This window comes from Massilia varians, from assembly GCF_027923905.1.
Lineage (GTDB): Bacteria > Pseudomonadota > Gammaproteobacteria > Burkholderiales > Burkholderiaceae_D > Telluria > Telluria varians_B.
On sequence record NZ_AP026966.1, the window covers coordinates 5469850 to 5489405 of the forward strand.

Genomic DNA, 19556 nt, shown 5'->3' on the forward strand with positions numbered 1-19556 from the left:
CCGCTTACGCAGCCAGGCGGTCCGGGCTCGAACCTTCCGACAGCGCCCAGACGTCCAGCATGGCCTGCTCGAGCTCGACCGGCTGTGCGAAGCCGGTCAGGCCGCGCGCCTCGGTGACTTCCTTGACGGCCGCCAGCGGATCGCCGCCGGCGCCGGCACGCTCGATCACCTGCAGCAGCAGGCGCTGCTGGGTGCGGCGCAGGGCCTGCATCGCGTAGTTGCGCAGCTGTTCCTGGGCCTTGCTCTGGGCCGGCAGTTTCAGGCCGCGCTCGAGCATGTCGATGCCGGCCTGCTGGCGCAGCGCCATGCCGACCTGCAGGAACTGGGCCAGGCTCATGCCGCCCGGACGCTGCACCGACACCGCCGCGAACAGGAAGGTGGCCAGCGACTCGATGGTCTCGACCGTCTTCCACGCCGCGGTGAACGGCGCCGGCAGGCCGCTGTGGCCGTCGGCTTCGGAACGGGCCGGGCTCAAGACGCGGAGCTGGTCGGCCTGGCCGAACAGGGTCGACAGCTCGGCCATGCCGTCGGCGCCGGCCGGCAGCGAGAGCACGCCTTCGATCACGGCGCGCATCAGCGCACGGGTGCGCATGTCGACCGCCATCGAGACGTCACGCGGCACTTTCAGCGCATCGGCGTCGAGCGCGTCGAACACCGACGCCAGGTGCAGCGCCGACCAGGCGCGCGCCCAGGCCTTCACCACTTCGGTCTCGTCGACGCGGTGCTCGGCCGCCAGGTCGCGCAGCATCAGCGGACCGCAACGGTTCACCGCCTCGTTGGCCAGCACGGTCGCCAGGATGGCGTTGGCCAGCGGGTGGTTCAGCGGGTTGCGGGTGGCGACCATTTGCGCCGGGAAGTATGGGCGCAGCAGCGACTCGGCCCACGATTCCTCGACCAGCGGCAGCGCCAGCAGGGTGCGCTTGAAGCGGTTCTTCACGTTGGCGATGACCACCGCCAGCTCCGGCGTGGCCAGGCCCAGGCCCAGCGCCTTGCGGCGGGCCAGCTCGGCGTCGGTCGGCAGCTGTTCCAGTTCGCGGTTGACGGCGCCTTCCGCTTCCAGGTTGGTGATCAATGCGGCGTAGCCGTCCACCACGGAGGCGGTGGCCTGGGCCTGGGCTTCGCGGGTCAGCAGGTGGGTCTGCTGCTTGTTGTCGCGCAGGACCAGCTGTTCCACCGCGCCGGTCATCTCGTTCAGGATGCGGTTGCGGTCCTCTTCCGGCAGTTCGCCGGCCTTGACTTCGGTGTCCAGCCAGATCTTGATGTTCACTTCGTGGTCCGAGCAGTCCACGCCCGCCGAGTTGTCGATCGCATCGGTGAAGATGCGGCCGCCGTTCAGGGCGAACTCGATACGGCCGGCCTGGGTCGCGCCCAGGTTGCCGCCCTCGCCCACCACCTTGCAGCGCATTTCGCCGCCGTTGACGCGGATGCGGTCGTTGGCGCGGTCCTTCACCTGGGCATGGGTCTCGTTCGAGGACTTGATGTAGGTGCCGATGCCGCCGTTGTAGAACAGGTCCACCGGCGCCAGCAGGATGCGGTGCATCAGTTCTTCAGGCGAGAGCGAGGTTTCCTTGATGTCGAGGACGGCACGCACTTCCGGGCTCAGCTCGATCGCGCGCGCGGTGCGCGGGAACACGCCGCCGCCCTGCGAGATCAGGCTCTTGTCGTAATCTTCCCACGACGAGCGCGGCAGCGCGAACATGCGCTGGCGCTCCTTGAACGAGACTTCCGGATCCGGGTTCGGGTCCAGGAAGATGTGGCGGTGATCAAAAGCCGCCACCAGCTTGAGCTGGCGCGACAGCAGCACGCCGTTGCCGAACACGTCGCCCGACATGTCGCCCACGCCGACCATGGTGACCGGGGTGGTGTTCATGTCGTGGCCCAGTTCGAAGAAGTGGCGCTTGACCGCTTCGAATGCGCCCTTGGCGGTAATGCCCATCTTCTTGTGGTCGTAGCCGTTCGAACCGCCCGAAGCGAAGGCGTCGCCCAGCCAGAAGCCGCGCTTGACGGCGATGCTGTTGGCGATGTCCGAGAAGGTCGCGGTGCCCTTGTCGGCGGCCACCACCAGGTACGGGTCGTCCTGGTCATGGCGCACGGTGTTTTCCGGCGGGACGATTTCGCCGCGCACGCGGTTGTCGGTCACTTCCAGCAGGCTGGAGATGAACTCGCGGTAGCAGGCTTCGCCCTCGGCGGCCACCACTTCACGCGGGGCGCCCTGCGGCATCTGCTTGCACACGAAGCCGCCCTTCGAGCCGGCCGGCACGATGACGGCGTTCTTGACCATCTGCGCCTTCACCAGGCCCAGCACTTCGGTGCGGTAGTCTTCCATGCGGTCCGACCAGCGCAGGCCGCCGCGGGCGACCGGGCCGCCGCGCAGGTGCACGCCTTCGAAGCGGCGCGAGAATACGTAGATCTCGCGGTACGGACGCGGTTCCGGCGCCAGCGCCAGGCTGCTGGTGTCGACCTTGAAGATCATCTTCTCGCCGGCGTTCTGGAAGTAGTTGGTGCGCATGGTGGCCAGGGCCAGGTCGACCAGGGCCGCCATGATTTCCTCGGTGTCGGCGTGGTTCACGGTCGACAGGCCGGCCTTCAGCGCGGCCAGCTTGGCGGTGCCGGCGGCGTGCTCGGCCTCGTCCAGCCTCGGATCGAAGCGCATCAGGAAGCCGGTGACGAATTCCTTCACCAGGGCCGGCTGGGTGCGCAGGGTTTCGGCCATGTAGCGCACCGAGAACTTCGAGCCCAGCTGGCGCCAGTAGCTGATGTAGGCGCGCACCAGCTGCACTTCGCGCAGCGACAGGCCGCCTTCGATGGTCAGGCCGTTCATGCGGCCGTCTTCGGCGTCGTTGTTGAACAGCGCGGTGAACAGCTCCTCGGCCACCGGGATGATGCCCGGCTTGACCAGCTTGGCGCCGCTTTCGTCGTCCACGGCCAGCGCGGTGACGTTGTGCACGGCGCCGTCGGCGGTCTTGAAGGTCCAGGTCTGCTCGCGGTCGACCGCGATGCCGGCGTTCTGCAGGGCCGGCAGGATGCGCGACAGCGAAGGCACGACCTCGCCCGAGTACAGGCGGATCGAGGCGTCGATGCCGTTGGCGGCGTCGCCCGGCTCCACGCGCACGGCGACGCGCTGGTTCTGGCCATCGCCGCGGCCGTTCTTCAGCAGGGCCTGCAGGTCGCGGAACGCGGTTTCCGGCGCGGTGTTGGTGACGAAGCTGACCGGCAGGTTGGCGCCGAGCTTGCGCAGGCTGCTGCGCAGGCCAGCGTCGTCGATGGTGTTGGTGGCGGCGGCGAAGCGGTCATGCCAGCCGTCCAGCACTGCCAGCAGCGGCTGCTGGATGTCGGTTTCGAGGTCGAGCGGATAGCGGGCGGCATGCGCGATCAGGTAGACGCGTGCCAGCGGACCGTCGGCGACCAGGGTCTGGACGCGCACGTCGCGGGCGCCGGAGCTGTCCTTCAGGGCCGAGGCCAGGCTGGCGGCGACCGCGGCGCTGTAGCGCTCGCGCGGCAGGTAGACCAGCACGTTCAGGTGGCGCGCATACACGTCGCGGCGCGCGAAGACCTTCGGGCGCGGCTGCTTGTACATCGACACGACCGAGGAGCACACCTGGGCCAGCCATTCCGGGTCGGCTTCCAGCGCTTCGGTGCGCGGCAGCGACTCGAGGATCTCGACGAACTTCTCGGCGCGGAAGCCTTCCTGGCGCACGCCGGCGATCGACAGCACCTTGGCGACGCGGCCGCGCGCGAACGGCAGGCGCGCCAGCGGGGTCGAGGTAGCGGCGCGGGTGAACAGGCCCACAAAACAATGCTCGCCCAGGATCTTGCCTTGCGCGTCGGTATTGCGCACGCCGATGAAGTCGAGCGGCTGGTCGCGATGCAGGGTGCCCTCGACGTCGGCCTTGACGATCGACAGGGTGTCGGCGCGGCGCGACAGGGTTTCGAAGTCGCCCGGGATGTTGGCCAGGCAGGTGCCGTAGACCGGGTGGGCGGTGTCGGCCAGCACGCCGACGCGGCTCGGGATGTCGCGCTCGAGTTCGCGCGCGCCTTCCTTCACCGCGTAGTAGGCGTAGCCGAAGGGCTCGAAGCCTTCGTTCTTGGCCCATTCGAGGAAGGCGGCCACTTCCTGGCCTTCGGCGCTGCCGGCCTGCGCGGCGGCCGCGGCCACCGCGGTCATGCGGTCGGCCATCTTGACGGCGTCGCGCTGCACGGTGGCGGCGTCGCTGGCCACCATGCGGATGCGCGCGGTCAGGGAATCCAGTTCGGAGAATTCGAGCTCGTCGCTCATCAGGATCAGCACGATCGATTCGAGCGGCGCGCCGGCTTCGCCGACGGCGCTCGCCAGGCCATTCGCGTCACGGCGCACCGGCAGCACGGCGTTCATCACGCCGCTGGCGGTCTGGCGCTCCTTGCGCAAGGCCATGACGAAGGAATCGACCAGGTAAGGCATGTCGTCGTTCAGGATCAGCAGGGCGGTCGCCATGCCGCCACGGCCGTCGGAGTAGCGCATCGTGGCGATCTGGCAGCCAGGGCCGCTGCGCTGGGCCAGCTGCGAGAATCCTTCCCACAGCACCGGGGCCAGGCTTTCGGGCGCGGTGCCGGCCAGGTCTTCGTCGTCCAGCGATCCGAGCCAGGCGCTGATGAGCGCCCCTACCTGCGCATTGGCGCCGGCGGCGGACTGGTTTGCGTTGACCAGGTTGAGCGTCTGGCTGCGCAAATCTTGAGGCATGTCTTTCATGTTACTTCTCCAAAGTTTGTATGCCGGGGTGCGTTCTTGCTTGTGGCTTCACGCTACCCTGGCTTTATATGGACAGGGGTGTCCCGTCCGAATCCGTTATTAGAACATGGCCACCGGGGCTTACGACAGCTCGTACAGGCCCGGCAGGCCGAGAATGCGTTCCAGTTCCTCGAGCGCGGTGCTGCATTCGATCGCCAGCTGCGGGTCGGCCAGGTCCTTCGGCTCGACCCGGTCGCGGTAGTGCTTCTCGACCCAGGACGTGAGCAGGCCATACAGCGTCTCGGTCATGATGACGCCGCCGTGCATGGCTTGCGCCTCGTCCTCGGTGAGGGCCACGCGCAGGCGCAGGCAGGCCGGTCCGCCGCCGTTGCGCATGCTCTGGCGCAGGTCGAATTCGAGCAGCTCGTCGATCGGGCCGCCGCCGGCAACCATGGCATCCAGATAACGCGCGACCGCGTCGTTCTCGCGGCATTCGTGCGGCACCACCAGGGCCATGCGGCCATCCTGTTTGGTGAGCAGCTGGCTGTTGAACAGGTAGCTGGCCACCGCATCGGCCACCGGCACCTGGGCGCTTGCCACGCGCACCGGCACCAGCTCGGTGTCGACGCTGCCCAGGGCGCCGCGCAGCGCGTCCAGGGTGGCGGCTTCGTCGAAGAAGGCCTGCTCGTGGTAGAACAGCACGTTGCCGTTGCCGACCGCGATCACGTCGTTGTGGAACACGCCCTGGTCGATCACGTCCGGGTTCTGCGAGGCGAACACGGTGCGCGCCGGATCCAGGCCGTGCAGTCGCGCCACCGCCTGCGAGGCTTCCAGGGTCTGGCGTGCAGGGTATTTCTTGGGCGCCGGAGCGGCAGGGTCGAATTCGGCACGGCCGTAGACGAAGAACTCCACTCCGGCCGCGCCATGTGCGGCAGCGAAACGCGTATGGTTGGCGGCGCCTTCGTCGCCAAAGGCAGGGACGGCGGGGAGCGCGTCGTGCACCACGAAGCGGCTCGAATCCCCAAAAATGGCGCGCAGGGTGCGCGTCGCCTGCAGGTACTCTTCCGAGCGGTGCAGCTTGTTGTTCAGGTTGGCCGGGGTGAAATGCACGCGGCCGTCCAGCGTGTCGGCGGAAGGGCTGACGGTGGCGGCGTTGGCGGTCCACATCGGCGCGGCCGAGTAGGCGCAGGCCAGGATCACCGGTGCCTCACGCCAGGCGCGCGCCAGCACGTCGGCGTCGGTGCCGGAAAAGCCGATGCGGCGCAGCAGGCGGAAGTTCGGGCGCGCCTGCGGCGGCATCACCGCCTGGGCGAAGCCGCGCGCGGCCAGCTCGCGCATCTTGGCCAGGCCCTGCAGGGCGGCCTGGCGCGGGTTCGAGCTGCTCCTCACATTGCTGAACGAGGCCACGTTGCCGAACGAGAGGCCGGCGTAGTTGTGGGACGGGCCGACCAGGCCGTCGAAGTTGTATTCGCGAGCGCTGCGCATGATCAGAAAACCAGTCCCGGCGACAGCTTGGCCGGCATCTCGAGTTCCGCCGTCTCGATCGAGGCGACCGGGTAGGCGCAGTAATCGGCGGCATAGTAGGCGCTCGGGCGGTGGTTGCCCGACTTGCCGACGCCGCCGAACGGGGCCGAGCTGGCCGCGCCGGTGGTCGGGCGGTTCCAGTTGACGATGCCGGCACGGGCGCGCACCGAGAAGCGCTTCCACAATGCTTCCGATGGGGACAACAGGGCCGCGGCCAGGCCGTATTCGGTGGCGTTGGCCACGCGCAGGGCCTCGTCGAAATCCTTCACGCGGATCACCTGCAGCAGCGGACCGAACCACTCTTCGTCCGGGATCCCTTGCGCATCGGTGGTGTCGACGATGCCGGCGGTGACGAAACCGGCGTTCGGGTCGGGCTGCTTCATCTGCAGCAGCACCCTGCCGCCTTTCGCGGCCATATCGGCCTGCGCCTCGACCAGGCGGGCAGCGACGGCGCTTGACACCACCGGGCCCATGAAGGGCTGCGGATCGGCGTTGGACGGCCCCACCTGCAGGGTCGAGGCGACTTTTACCAAACGGTCAAGAAACGCCTGGGCTTGCGGGGTGTCCTGGATGACCAGGCGGCGCGCGCAGGTGCAGCGCTGGCCGGCCGAGATGAAGGCCGACATCACGGCGTGGTGCACGGCGGCGTCGAGCAGCTTCGGATCTTCCGGGATGTCCCACACCACCAGCGGATTGTTGCCGCCCATTTCCAGCGCCAGCATCTTGCCCGGCTTGCCGCCGAAGGCCTTGTGCAGGGCGGTGCCGGTCTGGCTGCTGCCGGTGAACAGGATGCCGTCGATGTCCGCATGCTGGCCGAGCGCCACGCCGGTGTCGCGCCCGCCGTTGACCAGGTTCAGCACGCCCTTGGGCAGGCCGGCCTGCTCCCACAGCTGCACGGTTTTCACCGCCGTGCGCGGTGCGTATTCGCTCGGCTTGAACACCACGGTGTTCCCGGCGATCAGGGCCGGCACGATGTGGCCGTTCGGCAGGTGGCCCGGGAAGTTGTACGGGCCAAAGACCGCGAACACGCCGTGCGGGCGGTGGCGCAGCACGGCATTGCCGTCCGCGACTTTCGAGGCCGTTTCGCCGGTGCGCGCGCCGTAGGACTGGACCGAGATGTCGATCTTGTTGGCCATGGTGGTCACTTCGGTGCGCGCTTCCCACAGCGGCTTGCCCACTTCCTCGGCGATGATCGCGGCCAGTTCTTCCGCATGCTCCTTGAGCAGGTCGCGGAAGCGCGTGCAGACGGCGATGCGCGCGTCGAGCGGGGTGAGCGCCCAGGCTTCAAAGGCATTGCGCGCGGCCGTGGCGGCGCGCGCCACGTCTTCTTCCGTAGAAGCATTGCTGCTCCAGGTCTGGCGCCCGGTCGACGGGTCGATCGTGGCCAGCTCCGGGCCGCTGCCGGCGATCCATGCGCCGTCGATGTAATTCGAGAGATTAGGCATTCGCGTTCTTCCTTGTGTTGAGGGGCAGCGTGCGTACTTCTTCGCCGGCCTGCACGTGCAGCTGCGACATCTCCTGCGCCGACAGCGCGATGCGGGCGGCGCCCGCCACGCCGCGGGTCAGGATCATGCGGAAATCGGTGAGCTTGGTGTTCGACACCAGCAGGTGTTCGGTCTCTTCTTCATGGACGCCTTCGACCGCCTCCGCCAGCACGCTGTCGCGCACCGCGCGCAGCTCGGACACGCGGCCCTGCAGCACCGGGCCGGCGTCGAAGATGTCGACGTAGCCTTCGTAGTGCATGCCCTCGTTCTCCAGCAGCTTCCTGGCCGGCTGGGTCGAGGTATGGACCTTGCCGATGACGTCGCGCGCCGATTCCGGCAGGTAGTCCACGTAGAGCGGCTGGCGCGGCATCAGCTCGGCGATGAAGGACTTCTTGCCGAGCGCGGTGAGGCCGTCGACGTGATCGAAGTCCATCTTGAAGAAGTGGCGGCCCAGGCCCTCGTAGAAGGGCGAGACGCCGTTCTCGTCCTGGTAGCCGCGCATCTCGGCGATGATCTTCTCGGTGAACAGCTGCTGGAACTGGGCGATGAACAGGAAGCGGCTTTTCGACAGCCACTTGCCGTTGAAGCCGGCGCGGTACTGCGGCAGCAGGAACAGCGAGCACAGCTCGGAGGAGCCGGTCAGGTCGTTCGACAGGTACAGGGTCTCCATCCGCGTGAACACGTTCAGTTCGCGGCTGCAGTGCACCAGAGTGCCGATGCGGTAGTTATAGAAAGGCTCGGTGAGGCCGACCGCACCCTTGATTGCGCACACGCCGGCAATGCGGCCGTCCTCGGTGTGCTCGAGCACGAACATGTAGTCGCGCTTTTCGGGCGGGATGCTTTCGTTGAACGAGGCCACCGCGGTTTCGACGCGGTCGCCCAGCATCTTGCGGTCGGGTTTCAGCGTGGTCATGCCGCTGCCGGCCTGGCGCGCCATCTCGATCAGGGCGTCCAGGTCGTCGGTTTTCACTGCACGGATTACGAGCATCAATTCCCCTCTCAGATGCGCACGCAGGTGACGCTGTCGCCGGGCGACACGCCGAGCGCCTGCTGGGCGTCGCGCGACAGGCAGACCACCTGGCTGGATTCGGCCGGCGGGCAGGCGGTGATGACGGCGCGGAAGTTCGCTTCGCTGCTGGCCACCGCGTAGGTCACCAGTTCGTCGTGCCCGTTGGCGGCGCCGGCCGCGCGGCCGGCGCTCTCGACCTGGCGCACCTGCGAGGCGCAGAAGGAACGCAGCGCGTTCCGGTGGGCCTGCAGGATCGGGCCGCCGTCGAAAATGTCGATGTACTCGTCGGCCTCGAAGCCTTCCTGGGTGAGCAGCTGGAAGGCCAGCTGGCCGCTCGGGTGGATCTGGCCCAGCGCGGCCTGGGCGTCGCCCGGCAGCAGCGGTACGTAGACCGGGTAGTGCGGCATCAGCTCGACGATCAGGGTGCGGTTCCGGGCGCCGTCGATGACGCGTTCGGCCTCGAGGAAGTCCATCTTGAAGAACTTGCGGCCCAGCGCGTTCCAGAACGGCGACTGGCCGTCGCCGTCGGTGACGCCGGCCAGCGGCACGAAGAAGCGGTCGCCGAAGCGGTGCGGCGCCAGCACGGCGTACAGCAGGCGCGCGCGCGACAGCAGCGCGGCCTCGAGGCCGGCGCCGTCGCGGTTGCGGATATAGAAGCCCGACAGGTGCGAGTAGGCCGTCAGTTCCGAGCACAGGGTCAGCGCATGCACGCTGTGGCTGATGTTCAGGTCGCGCGAGACCTGCTGGATGACGTCGTTGCGGAACGCGAAATAAGTGCCGTTCGAGCCGGCCGAGGCGTGGATCGACGCGGTGCCGACCACGTCGCGCGTGCGCAGGTCTTCCAGCACGAACTGGTAGGACTCTTCGCTCGGGATGTCGACATGGGCGGCGAACGAGGCGATGGAGCGCTCGACCGCCGCGACGATGGCTTCGCGCGTGCGCGGCAGCGTGTGCACGCCGGGGATCGTGACCCCAGCCATGGCCTCGAGGGCCCCGATATCCGCGCGTTCAACCGGTCGGACTACAAACATGCGAACTCCTGGAAGAGATCAAACAGCGAAGCCGGCGTACCCCGAAAAGCACGCCGGCCGGATGCCTGCGGTGGATCAGCCTGCGATAAATGCCTCGACCGCTTCGCGCATGATGCGGTCGGCTTCCGCGATCTGCTCGTCCGACACCACCAGGGCCGGGGCCAGGCGCACCACGTCCGGACCGGCGATCAGGAGCATCAGGCCCATTTTTTCGCAGATCTTGGTGTAGTCCTTGGAGCGGCCCTTGTAGTCGCCGGCCATCGGCAGGCCGATCAGGAGGCCCAGGCCGCGCGGCTTGCCGAACACCTGCGGGTACTCGCCGGCCAGCTTCTCGAGGTTGGCGAAGATCTTGCCGCTGGCTTCCTTCACGCGCGCCAGGAAGCTCGGGGTGTTGATGGTCTCGACGACCTTCAGGCCGACGGTGCCTGCCAGCGGGTTGCCGCCGTAGGTGGTGCCGTGCGAACCGACGTTGAGGTGCATGCCGATTTCCTCGGTGGTCAGCATGGCGCCGATCGGGTAGCCGTTGCCCAGGGCCTTGGCCGAGGTCAGGATGTCCGGCGTCACGCCGGTGTCCATGTAGGCATAGAAGGCGCCAGTGCGGCCGACGCCCGACTGCACTTCGTCGAACACCAGCAGCGCGCCGGTCTGGTCGCACAGCTCGCGCAGGGCCTTCAGGTAGGCATGGTCGCCCGGGATCACGCCGCCCTCGCCCTGGATCGGCTCGACGATCACGGCGGCCACGTCATCGGTAATGGCGGCGCGTGCGGCCTCGATGTCGTTGTACGGGATGTGGCTCAGTTCCGGCGGCAGCGGCTCGAAGCCTTCGGTGTACTTCGGCTGGCCGCCCACCGAGACGGTGAACAGGGTGCGGCCGTGGAAGGACGACAGGCAGGACACGATGCGCGACTTGTGCGGGCCGAACTTGGTGTGCGCATATTTACGCGCCAGCTTCAGGGCCGCTTCGTTGGCTTCGGCGCCCGAGTTGCAGAAGAAGGCGCGGTCGGCGAAGGTGGCTTCGGTCAGGGCGCGGCCCAGGCGCAGCACCGGCTCGTTGGTGTAGCCGTTACCCAGGTGCCACAGGGTGTTGACCTGTTCGGTCACGGCCGCGACCAGCTCCGGGTTGCAGTGGCCCAGGCTCGAGACCGCGATGCCCGAGGTGAAGTCCAGGTAACGCTTGCCTTCCTGGTCCCACACATCCAGCCCCTTCGCGCGCACCGGCACCATGGCGGCCGGGGCGTAGGTCGGGACGAGGACTTCGTCGAAGGTCTGCCGGGTGACAGGCCGCGTGGTGACACCGGAGTCAAGGTTTGCGTTCATGGCTGCTTCCTCATGGATGATCGTTGTACGCGGGCCCATTGCCGCGCAGGTTCAAGCCATTATAGAAAGCCGCCCCGACAAGTTCTTGCAGAAGTGCGACAGGGATTTTCGTTTTTGGTCGGGAAAGATTAAGTAATTACCAACATCCTCTTGAGCGCTCATTGTGCCAGCTTGCGCTGGCGCTCCTCGCGTGGAGTATTCCCGAACAAGGCCCCGAAGGCCGTCGAGAAATGCGAGCCGGACGAGAAGCCGCACATCAGCCCCACCTGCACGATCGAGTAGTTCGTCTCGAGCAAGAGTTTGCGCGCCCGCTGCAGGCGCAGCTCCAGGTAGTAGCGCGAAGGCAGGCTGCCGAGATATTGCTTGAACAGGCGCTCCAGCTGGCGTCGCGAGATGCCGGCCAGCTGCGCGATCTCGTCGGTGGACAGGGGCTCTTCGATATTGGCTTCCATCAAGGCCACCGCCTCGGTCAGCTTCGGCTGCAGGGTGCCGAAGCGCGCCTGCAGGGCCACCCGCTGGCGCTCGTCCTTGCCGCGCACCCGGTCCACGCACAGGATTTCCTTCACCTGGGCCTGCAGGCCCGCGCCGAACAGCATCTCGACCAGGGTGAGGGCGAAGTCGATGCTGGCCGCGCCGCCGCAGCAGGTCAGGCGGTTGCGGTCGAACTCGTACAGGTTGGGGGTGAACAGGGCCTGCTCGGCCAGCGCATTGGTGTCGGGATACAGCGCCCAGGGCAAGGCGGTGCGCACGCCGTGCAGGGCGCCGGCGTCGGCCAGCCACAGCACGCCGGCCCCCACCCCGCCCCAGAACGGCGCCGCGCGGCAGCGGTCGACCAGGGCGCGGCAGTTGGCCGGCCTCAGGGCGGCTTCGGCCTCGTCGGCCACCAGCAGCACCAGGTGCCAGTGGCGCTGCGAGTCGCTGAACTTGTCGGGACTGCGCACGTCGACATGCAGCAGTTCGGGGCCCAGCAGCTTGGCGGCCAGGCGCAGCGGCTGGACCAGGCCCGACCAGGTCAGCATGTCCGGCTCGCCAGCGTTCACGAGCAGCACGCGCAGCGGACGTTCCTGTGCCAGGGTGGACAGGTCAGCAGGCTGCATCGGAACGGATGGACAGTGTCATCAAGAAGGACGGGACGGTACGCAATCGGGCCTAATGATACCGGAGATACCTGAGCGGCGAGCAAGTGCCATGGTCCGGCCCATTCGATGCCATTCCGGAAAAACATCGGCGGCCAGCTATAATCCTGCCTATGGGGGAACGATATTTAAAGAGCGTCCGGCTGCTGGCCGAGTGCATGCAGAGCTTCGAGCGTTTTTCCGGCGAATCGGTGCGCCAGCACGGGTTGACGCACGCGCAGTTCGATATCATTGCCACGCTGGGCAACACGGCCGGCATGAGCTACAAGGAACTCGGCGAGCGCACCCTGATCACCAAGGGCACCCTCACCGGCGTGATCGAGCGGCTGGAGCAGAAAGGCCTGGTGCTGCGCGAACGCAGCAGCGACGACAAGCGCTCCTTCTTCGTGCGCCTCACGCCTGCCGGCGAGGACGTCTTCCGCGACGTCTTCCCCAGGGTGATCGCGCACGGCAAGCAGCTGTTTTCGAACTATGGCGACGCCGACTTCGATGCCCTGGAAAACGTCCTGCGCAAGCTGCGCGAGCAGATTGCCGCCGGCAGTCTTCCTCCTCAACCACCACAAGCAAAGGAATTGCCTTGAAAACATCCCTGATCGAAGGCAAGAAGCCTGCCCATTTCGACAAGCACATCATCGGTAACATCCTGCTGGATGTCGCGCCCCTCGACGAAGTCCGGCAGGAAGCGATGCTGATCGGCGTGCGCAACGAAGCCGGCGAGATCTACCGCCTCATCGGCGCGACCAAGCTCAACAGCTTCATGAACGCGAGCGAAGAGCTGCTGGATCTCGGCCTGGTCGACGAGCTGGAAGACCGTGAAGAACAGAAGGAAGGCTGCGACGCCATCTTCAGCGAACCTTGATGCAAATCAAACACTAGAATAATTCCTCAGGGAAAGTTTTTCGGGCTGGACAGGGCGTTGGGGGTATAATTTTTTGATGGACCGACTCTCCGCCCTCAAGAGCATCGCCGCCCAGGCCAGCCGCGGCGAACTCAGCTTTCCTACGAACGTCGATGCGACCCTCAAGCTGCAGCGCGCGCTGAACGAGCCCGACTGCCACACCGAGATGGCGGCGCGCCTGGTGCAGGCCGAGCCCCTGCTCGCGGCGCGCACCGTGGCCATCGCCAATTCGGTGGCCTACAACCGCGCCGGCCATGACGTCACCAATGTCCGCGCAGCCGTGCAGCGCGTGGGTTTTCGCACCCTGGGCGCCCTGGCCGCCTCGGTCATCGTGCGCCAGCTGGCCAGTGAAATCATCGACCCCGGCCTGCGCGCCAAGGCCGACGCCCTGTGGATCCACTCGGCCCACGTGGCCGCGCTGGCGCAGGTGATCGCGCGCCGCGTCTCCTTCGTCGATCCGGAAACCGCGCTGTTCGCCGGCATCGTGCATGAGGTGGGCGGCTTCTACCTGCTCTCGCGCGCCGGCGACTTCCCCGGCCTGCTCGACGACGCCAGCGGCGACAGCGCCGCGGAATGGATCGAGCATGGCGAAGTGGCGATCGGCCGCGGCGTGCTGCTCAAGCTCGGCGTGCCGGTGCCCGTCATGGGCGCCATCGAAGCGCTGTGGAACGGCATGCGCGCCCTGCCGCCGGAAACCCTGGGCGACACCCTGCTGCTGGCCAAGGACCTGGCCCCCTTCCCTTCGCCGCTGCACACGCGTCCGGGCGCGACCACGCTCGATTCGGCCGCCACCATCGATTTCACCATCGGCGAGGGCACCCTGGCCCAGGTGCTAGCCGAATCGGCCGGCGAAGTGAAGAGCCTGACCGCGGCCCTGCTCTGATTTTTTACCACTTGGTAAAAAAAATGCCCGCTCGTGGGAGCGGGCAAAGTCCAAAACTAGGGATGTCCTGAAAGAGACGCCTTCACTATAAGCCGCGCATGGGGCCGCTTCCGTACGCTGGTTCACACAGGCCGTCACACTGCCGACGCCGCGCGGCGCGGTAAAAAAAACCCGCTCCGGTTGGGGAGCGGGTGAAGTCCAAAACTAGGGATGTCCTGAAAGAGACGCTTCCACTGTAGGGCTGCGCGCCGATCCGCTCCGTGCGCTGATTCACTTACGCGTGCAGATTGTCGGCATGCCGGCACGATACCCGCGGTATTGCGCCATGCTACCGGCACATCGGCTGCTTGCCGGGCGGGCGGCGATGCCGGATGCTCCGGGTTCGCCACTTCCGGCCCAATCTTTGCACGAGAGTCCATGCATCCACCACGCCGCCGCTTCCTCGCCCAGGCCATGGCCGGGGCCGGCCTGCTGGCCCTGTCGCCGTCCCACGCCCTGGCCGCCTCGGGCATCGCCATTCCCAACATCACCGGGCTGTACCCGGTGGAAGTCGCCCGCGTGGCCGCGCCGCGCAGCACCGAGGAGGTCGCGCAGGCCGTACGCGCCTGGCCCGGCAAGATCGCGGTCGGCGGCGGTCGCTACAGCATGGGCGGCCAGGTCGCCATTACCGGCGGACTGCACCTCGACATGCGCGGCATGACCCGGCTGGTCCGGCTCGATGCGGGCGCCAGGGTGGCCCGGGTCCAGGCCGGAATGCGTTGGCGCGACCTGCAGGATGCCCTCGACCCGCTGGGCCTGGCCGTGCACACGATGCAGAGCTTTTCTAATTTCACGGTGGGCGGCGCCGTCTCGGTGAATGCCCACGGGCGCTACGTCGGCAACGGTCCGGTGGTGAACTCGGTGCGCGCCCTGCAGCTGGTGCTGGCGGACGGCTCGGTCGTGGAAGCGACGCGCAGCCTCAACGCCGCTTTGTTCCGCGCCGCCGTCGGCGGCTACGGCGCAGTAGGCGTCATCACCGAGGTCGAGCTCGATCTGGCGCAGAACACGCGCATCGAGCGCAGCGTGGAAACGGTGGGACTCGACGATTATCCCGCCTGGTTCCAGCGCATGACGGATGCCGGCGGCTGCATCTTCCACAACGCCGACCTGCTGCCGCCGCTGTTCGATGCGCCGGTCGCGGTGTCCTGGCGCAGGACGGGCAAGGCGCTGACCGAAACGGCCAGGCTGGTCGCGCGCGGCCAATCCTACGGACTCGAGCAGAATGCCTTGTTCGCCATGACCGAGCTGCCGCGTGGCGACTTGATCCGCAGCAAACTGATCCACCCGCTGCTGCTGGCCCGCCCCTGCGTGAAGTGGCGCAACCATGAAGCCAGCCTCGACGTGGCGGAGCTGGAACCGCGCACGCGCCTGGTCTCGACTTACGTGCTGCAGGAATACTTCATCCCGGTGCGGCACTTCGCCGCCTATGCGCGCGCCATGGCGGCGACCATCCGCCAGCACGATGCCCTGGTGCTGAACGTGTCGGTGCGCCATTCGCCGGCAGACAGCACATCCTTGCTGCCCTGGGCGAAGGAGGAGGTGTTTTCCTTCGTGGTGTACTACAAACAGCGTACCCATGCCGCCTCCCGGCGCCGGGTGGCGGAATGGACGCGCGCGACGATCGACACCGCGCTTGCCTTCGGCGGGCGCTACTACCTGCCCTACCAGCTGCATGCCACCCGCGCCCAGTTCGACCGCGCTTATCCCGAGGCCGATGCTCTGCGCGCGATCAAACGCAGCGTCGACCCGGACGGCCGCTTCAGCAACGAACTGTGGGCCAGGTATCTATAGACGCAAAAAAAAACCCGCTCCGGTTGGGGAGCGGGTGAAGTCCAAAACTAGGGATGTCCTGAAAGAGACAAGTCCACTATAGGGATGGGCATTCTACGGCTCTGTGCGTTACCACACATAAACTGCCAAATTGTCACACTGCTTTGATCTGGATGTAAAAAATGCCGCCACGGCAGGGCCGGGGCGGCATTTTTGTCGGCTTTTGGAGATACTCAGACGACGGCGCCGTCGGTCTCGTCCTTTTCCTTGACCGGCTTGATCAGGTCTTCGCGCTTCACGCCCAGCCACATGGCCAGCGCCGCGGCGACGAACACCGAGGAATAGATGCCGAAGCAGATGCCGATGGTCAGCGCCATGGCGAAATAGTGCAGGGCGTGGCCGCCGAACAGCAGCATCGACAGCACCATGATCTGGGTCGAACCGTGGGTGATGATGGTACGCGAGATGGTACTGGTGATCGCGTGGTCGATCACTTCCGGCACGCTCATCTTGCGCTGCTTGCGGAACATTTCACGGATTCGGTCGAAGATCACCACCGATTCGTTGACCGAATAGCCCAGCACCGCCAGGATCGCCGCCAGCACCGTCAGCGAGAATTCCCACTGGAAGAAGGCGAAGAAGCCCAGGATGATGACCACATCGTGCAGGTTGGCGATGATCGCCGAGACCGCGAACTTCCATTCGAAGCGCACCGACAGGTAGATGATCACGCCGATCACCACCATCAGCAGGGCGTTCAGGCCGTTCTGCGCCAGTTCTTCGCCGACCGCCGGGCCGACGAATTCCACACGCTGCAGGCTGACCAGTTCCTTGTTGTCCGCCGTCACGCAGGCAGTACGGCTGACCGTTTCGCCCTTGTCGGTCGTGACCTGGGTGACGGTCGGCTTGCCCTGCTCCGACGAGCAGACCGCGTTGAAGACGCGGTTCGAGGTGCCGGCCTGGTCCTGGCCTTCGACGATCGGCAGGCGCAGCAGGACGCTCTGGGCGGTGCCGAAGCTGGTCACCTCGGGCGCTTCATAGCCGATGCCGCGCAGCGTGGTGCGGATCTTTTCCTGGTCCGCGGCATGCGGGTAGTGCAGCTCCATCACGGTGCCGCCGGTGAACTCGACCGACCAGTGCAGGCCCTTGGTCGCCAGGAAGAACACCGCCGCCAGGAAGGTCACCACCGAGATCACATTGAGGATCACGGCGTGGCGCATGAACGGGATGTCCCGTTTGATCTTGAAAAATTCCATGATTTAGTCCTGCGCTCCCTGAGTCGCGTTTTGCTTGTTAGGCGTAAAACCTTCTTTCCAGACCGTGCCGATCGAGATGTGGGTCAGTTTCTTCTTGCGGCCATACCAGAGGTTGATCAGGCCACGGGACAGGAACACGGCCGAGAACATCGAGGTCAGGATGCCCAGGCAGTGCACCACGGCGAAGCCGCGCACCGGACCCGAACCGAAGATCAGCAGCGCCAGGCCGACGATCAGGGCGGTGACGTTGGAGTCGAAAATCGTGTCCCAGGCGTGCTTGTAGCCGGCATTGATCGCCACCTGCGGCGTGGCGCCCGCGCGCAGCTCCTCGCGGATGCGCTCGTTGACCAGCACGTTGGAGTCGATCGCCATGCCGAGCGTGAGCGCGATTGCGGCGATACCCGGCAGGGTCAGGGTGACCTGCAGCATCGACAGCAGGGCCAGCAGGAGCAGCACGTTGGCCGCCAGCGCGATCGCGCTGACCGTACCCACCAGGTGATAGTAGATGATCATGAAGGCGGCAATCGCCACGAAGCCCCACAGCGTCGAGTGCAGGCCGCGCTCGATGTTCTCGGCGCCCAGCTGCGGGCCGATCACGCGTTCCTCGATGAATTCCATCGGCGCCGACAGCGCGCCCGAGCGCAGCAGCAGCGCCAGCTCGTTGGCGTCCTCGATGCTGCCGATGCCGGTGATCTGGAAGGTCGAGCCCAGTTCCTGGTTGATGACCGGTGCGGTCGGCACGCTGTACTGGCCTTTTTCCTTCAGCAGGACCGCCAGGCGCTTGCCGACGTTTTCACGGGTGGCCAGGCGCATGCGGCGGCCACCGTCGCCGTTCAGGTCGATCGAGACGGCCGGCTGCTGGTTCTGGTCGAAGCTGGCGACCGCGCTCGAGATGTAGTCGCCGGTCAGGATGACGTCCTTGGACACCACCACCGGGGCGCCGCGGCCTTCGGTGAACAGTTCCGAGTTCAGCGGAATCGCGGCGGTCAGCTCGGTGCCCGGGGTCACGGTCGAGTCGACCATGCGCAGTTCCAGGGTGGCGGTGCGGCCGATGATGTCCTTGGCGCGCGCCACGTCCTGCACGCCCGGCAGCTGGACGATGATGCGGTCGGCGCCCTGCTGCTGGATCAGCGGCTCGGTGGTGCCCAGTTCGTTGATACGCTTGGACAGGGTGGAAATGTTCTGCTTGACGCCGTCTTCCACGGTGCGGCGCACCGCTTCCGGCTTGAGCGAGACGACCAGTTTCAGCTCGGTGCCGTCGGCGGCATCGGCGAAGACCAGGTCCTGGGATTGCTTGGCCAGCGCGGCGCGGGCTTCGGCGCGCACGCCGGTCTCGCGGAAGCGCACTTCGATGGTGTTGCCGACGCGCTCGATGCCGGCGTGGCGGATGTTGGCGTCGCGCAGCTGGCTGCGGACGCTGGCCTGCAGGCCCTTCACCTTGGTGTCGAGCACGGCCTTGCTGTCGATCTGCAGCAGGAAATGCACGCCGCCGCGCAGGTCCAGGCCCAGGTTCATGGGCTTGGCGCCGATGGCTTCCATCCAGGCCGGGGTGTTCTTCGCCAGGTTGACGGTGACGATGTAGTCGGGGTTGTCCTTGTCGCGGTTCAGGTCGCGTTCGAGCGCCAGCTTGGCCTTGAACTGGGCATCGGTGCTGGCAAAGCGCGCGCGTACCGCGGTGCTGTTGCCGCTGCCTTCCAGGGCAATGGCTGTGGCTGGAACACCATTGCGCTTGAGCGCGTCTTCGACCAGGCCGACGGTGGCGCTGGTGATGTTGACCGTCGTTTTACCGGTGGTGACCTGCAGTGCAGGCGATTCGCCGAAGTAGTTCGGCGCCGTGTACAGCGCACCCAGCAGGAGCGCGACGGCGATCAATAGATATTTCCAGACGGGATAGCGATTCATAGTGTTCCAGCGTTCAATGTTGGGCACGAGGCGGCCCCGCAGGGCCGCTGGTGGTACTTGACTGGCCTTACAGTGCCTTCAGGGTGCCTTTCGGCAGCAGCGTCACCACTGCGTTCTTCTGGACCACGATTTCGGTGCCGGTCGCGATTTCCAGGGTCACGGTGGTATCGGCCACCTTGACCACACGGCCCAGGATGCCGCCCGCGGTCGCCACTTCGTCGCCCTTGGTCAGTGCGTCCATCATCGCTTTCAGCTCGCGCTGGCGCTTCTGCTGCGGACGGATCATGAGGAAATACATGACCACGAACATCAGGATCAGCGGCAGGAAAGTGGTCAGGCTACCCATCAGGCCAGGATCGGCTGCAGCCGTCGTTTGCGCGTACGCGTTGGAAATGAACACAAGGACTCCGATTGTGAGGATTAAAAAATAAGCGGTATATTCTAGCACCGGCGCTGGGGCCGGGGACAATCTGAGGGTATGTAGGCTTGCAATTCCTAAATTGCAAGATGTTGATGAAAAATTCATTACTCGTAGGGTGGACGGCTTTGCCGTCCGCGCGTCCAACTTTGTGATGAGCAGCCACAGGGCATGCAGGATTTGA

Annotated in this window: 14 protein-coding genes; 4 read left to right on the forward strand and 10 right to left on the reverse strand. The window is 66.4% G+C overall.

Features of this window, described 5'->3' with window-relative positions; all coding sequences use genetic code 11:
- Nucleotides 1-4 precede the first annotated feature (4 nt).
- From MasN3_RS24695 to MasN3_RS24725, 7 genes are all read right to left on the reverse strand, one after another.
- Nucleotides 5-4726 (reverse strand): NAD-glutamate dehydrogenase domain-containing protein, encoded by a 4722-nt coding sequence (locus MasN3_RS24695; RefSeq protein WP_281911044.1) that lies wholly within the window; start codon nucleotides 4724-4726, stop codon nucleotides 5-7.
- A 120-nt stretch (nucleotides 4727-4846) separates the two neighbouring features.
- Nucleotides 4847-6190: an N-succinylarginine dihydrolase gene (gene astB / locus MasN3_RS24700; protein ID WP_281911046.1), complete on the reverse strand. Its 1344-nt coding sequence runs from the start codon at nucleotides 6188-6190 to the stop codon at nucleotides 4847-4849.
- Nucleotides 6191-6192: 2 nt separating this feature from the next.
- A complete protein-coding gene (gene astD, locus MasN3_RS24705; protein WP_281911047.1) occupies nucleotides 6193-7674 on the reverse strand; it encodes a succinylglutamate-semialdehyde dehydrogenase in 1482 nt (493 codons plus the stop codon).
- A complete protein-coding gene (gene astA / locus MasN3_RS24710; RefSeq protein WP_281911049.1) occupies nucleotides 7667-8701 on the reverse strand; it encodes an arginine N-succinyltransferase in 1035 nt (344 codons plus the stop codon). The genes astD and astA overlap by 8 nt, the downstream gene beginning before the upstream one ends.
- An 11-nt stretch (nucleotides 8702-8712) precedes the next feature.
- Nucleotides 8713-9753, reverse strand: a complete 1041-nt coding sequence (locus MasN3_RS24715) for an arginine N-succinyltransferase (protein WP_281911051.1) — start codon at nucleotides 9751-9753, stop codon at nucleotides 8713-8715.
- Between the two features lie 75 nt (nucleotides 9754-9828).
- Nucleotides 9829-11070 (reverse strand): acetylornithine/succinyldiaminopimelate transaminase, encoded by a 1242-nt coding sequence (locus MasN3_RS24720; protein WP_281911052.1) that lies wholly within the window; start codon nucleotides 11068-11070, stop codon nucleotides 9829-9831.
- Between the two features lie 158 nt (nucleotides 11071-11228).
- On the reverse strand, nucleotides 11229-12167 hold the full coding sequence (locus tag MasN3_RS24725) for a GlxA family transcriptional regulator (RefSeq protein ID WP_281911054.1): 939 nt from the start codon (nucleotides 12165-12167) through the stop codon (nucleotides 11229-11231).
- A 197-nt stretch (nucleotides 12168-12364) separates the two neighbouring features.
- Here MasN3_RS24725 and MasN3_RS24730 point away from each other — a divergent pair, with 197 nt between their 5' ends.
- From MasN3_RS24730 to MasN3_RS24745, 4 genes are all read left to right on the forward strand, one after another.
- On the forward strand, nucleotides 12365-12787 hold the full coding sequence (locus tag MasN3_RS24730) for a MarR family winged helix-turn-helix transcriptional regulator (protein WP_281911057.1): 423 nt from the start codon (nucleotides 12365-12367) through the stop codon (nucleotides 12785-12787).
- Nucleotides 12784-13065, forward strand: coding sequence for a hypothetical protein (locus MasN3_RS24735; RefSeq protein WP_281911060.1), 282 nt, complete (start codon nucleotides 12784-12786; stop codon nucleotides 13063-13065). The genes MasN3_RS24730 and MasN3_RS24735 overlap by 4 nt, the downstream gene beginning before the upstream one ends.
- A 76-nt stretch (nucleotides 13066-13141) precedes the next feature.
- Nucleotides 13142-13987: an HDOD domain-containing protein gene (locus MasN3_RS24740; protein WP_281911062.1), complete on the forward strand. Its 846-nt coding sequence runs from the start codon at nucleotides 13142-13144 to the stop codon at nucleotides 13985-13987.
- 417 nt (nucleotides 13988-14404) lie between these two features.
- Nucleotides 14405-15817 (forward strand): FAD-binding oxidoreductase, encoded by a 1413-nt coding sequence (locus MasN3_RS24745; RefSeq protein ID WP_281911064.1) that lies wholly within the window; start codon nucleotides 14405-14407, stop codon nucleotides 15815-15817.
- 212 nt (nucleotides 15818-16029) lie between these two features.
- Here MasN3_RS24745 and secF read toward each other — a convergent pair whose 3' ends face one another.
- The 3 genes from secF to yajC form a co-directional block, all read right to left on the reverse strand.
- The gene (gene secF / locus MasN3_RS24750) at nucleotides 16030-17052 is read right to left on the reverse strand and encodes a protein translocase subunit SecF (RefSeq protein WP_281911066.1); all 1023 of its coding nucleotides are present in this window, start codon (nucleotides 17050-17052) and stop codon (nucleotides 16030-16032) included.
- A gap of 3 nt (nucleotides 17053-17055) precedes the next feature.
- Entirely contained in the window at nucleotides 17056-18954 is a 1899-nt protein-coding gene (gene secD, locus MasN3_RS24755; RefSeq protein ID WP_281911068.1) for a protein translocase subunit SecD, read from the reverse strand.
- A 67-nt stretch (nucleotides 18955-19021) separates the two neighbouring features.
- A complete protein-coding gene (gene yajC, locus MasN3_RS24760) occupies nucleotides 19022-19354 on the reverse strand; it encodes a preprotein translocase subunit YajC (protein WP_036213732.1) in 333 nt (110 codons plus the stop codon).
- Nucleotides 19355-19556 lie beyond the last annotated feature (202 nt).

What these genes read in the sequence shown, in the direction of transcription:
- secF (WP_281911066.1), bottom strand. Translation starts at nt 17,052, where the DNA reads ATGGAATTTTTCAAGATCAAACGGGACATCCCGTTCATGCGCCACGCC.
- MasN3_RS24730 (WP_281911057.1), top strand. Translation starts at nt 12,365, where the DNA reads ATGCAGAGCTTCGAGCGTTTTTCCGGCGAATCGGTGCGCCAGCACGGG.
- MasN3_RS24725 (WP_281911054.1), bottom strand. Translation starts at nt 12,167, where the DNA reads ATGCAGCCTGCTGACCTGTCCACCCTGGCACAGGAACGTCCGCTGCGC.
- MasN3_RS24715 (WP_281911051.1), bottom strand. Translation starts at nt 9,753, where the DNA reads ATGTTTGTAGTCCGACCGGTTGAACGCGCGGATATCGGGGCCCTCGAG.
- MasN3_RS24695 (WP_281911044.1), bottom strand. Translation starts at nt 4,726, where the DNA reads ATGAAAGACATGCCTCAAGATTTGCGCAGCCAGACGCTCAACCTGGTC.
- MasN3_RS24740 (WP_281911062.1), top strand. Translation starts at nt 13,142, where the DNA reads ATGGACCGACTCTCCGCCCTCAAGAGCATCGCCGCCCAGGCCAGCCGC.
- astB (WP_281911046.1), bottom strand. Translation starts at nt 6,190, where the DNA reads ATGCGCAGCGCTCGCGAATACAACTTCGACGGCCTGGTCGGCCCGTCC.
- secD (WP_281911068.1), bottom strand. Translation starts at nt 18,954, where the DNA reads ATGAATCGCTATCCCGTCTGGAAATATCTATTGATCGCCGTCGCGCTC.
- astA (WP_281911049.1), bottom strand. Translation starts at nt 8,701, where the DNA reads ATGCTCGTAATCCGTGCAGTGAAAACCGACGACCTGGACGCCCTGATC.
- MasN3_RS24720 (WP_281911052.1), bottom strand. Translation starts at nt 11,070, where the DNA reads ATGAACGCAAACCTTGACTCCGGTGTCACCACGCGGCCTGTCACCCGG.
- MasN3_RS24745 (WP_281911064.1), top strand. Translation starts at nt 14,405, where the DNA reads ATGCATCCACCACGCCGCCGCTTCCTCGCCCAGGCCATGGCCGGGGCC.
- astD (WP_281911047.1), bottom strand. Translation starts at nt 7,674, where the DNA reads ATGCCTAATCTCTCGAATTACATCGACGGCGCATGGATCGCCGGCAGC.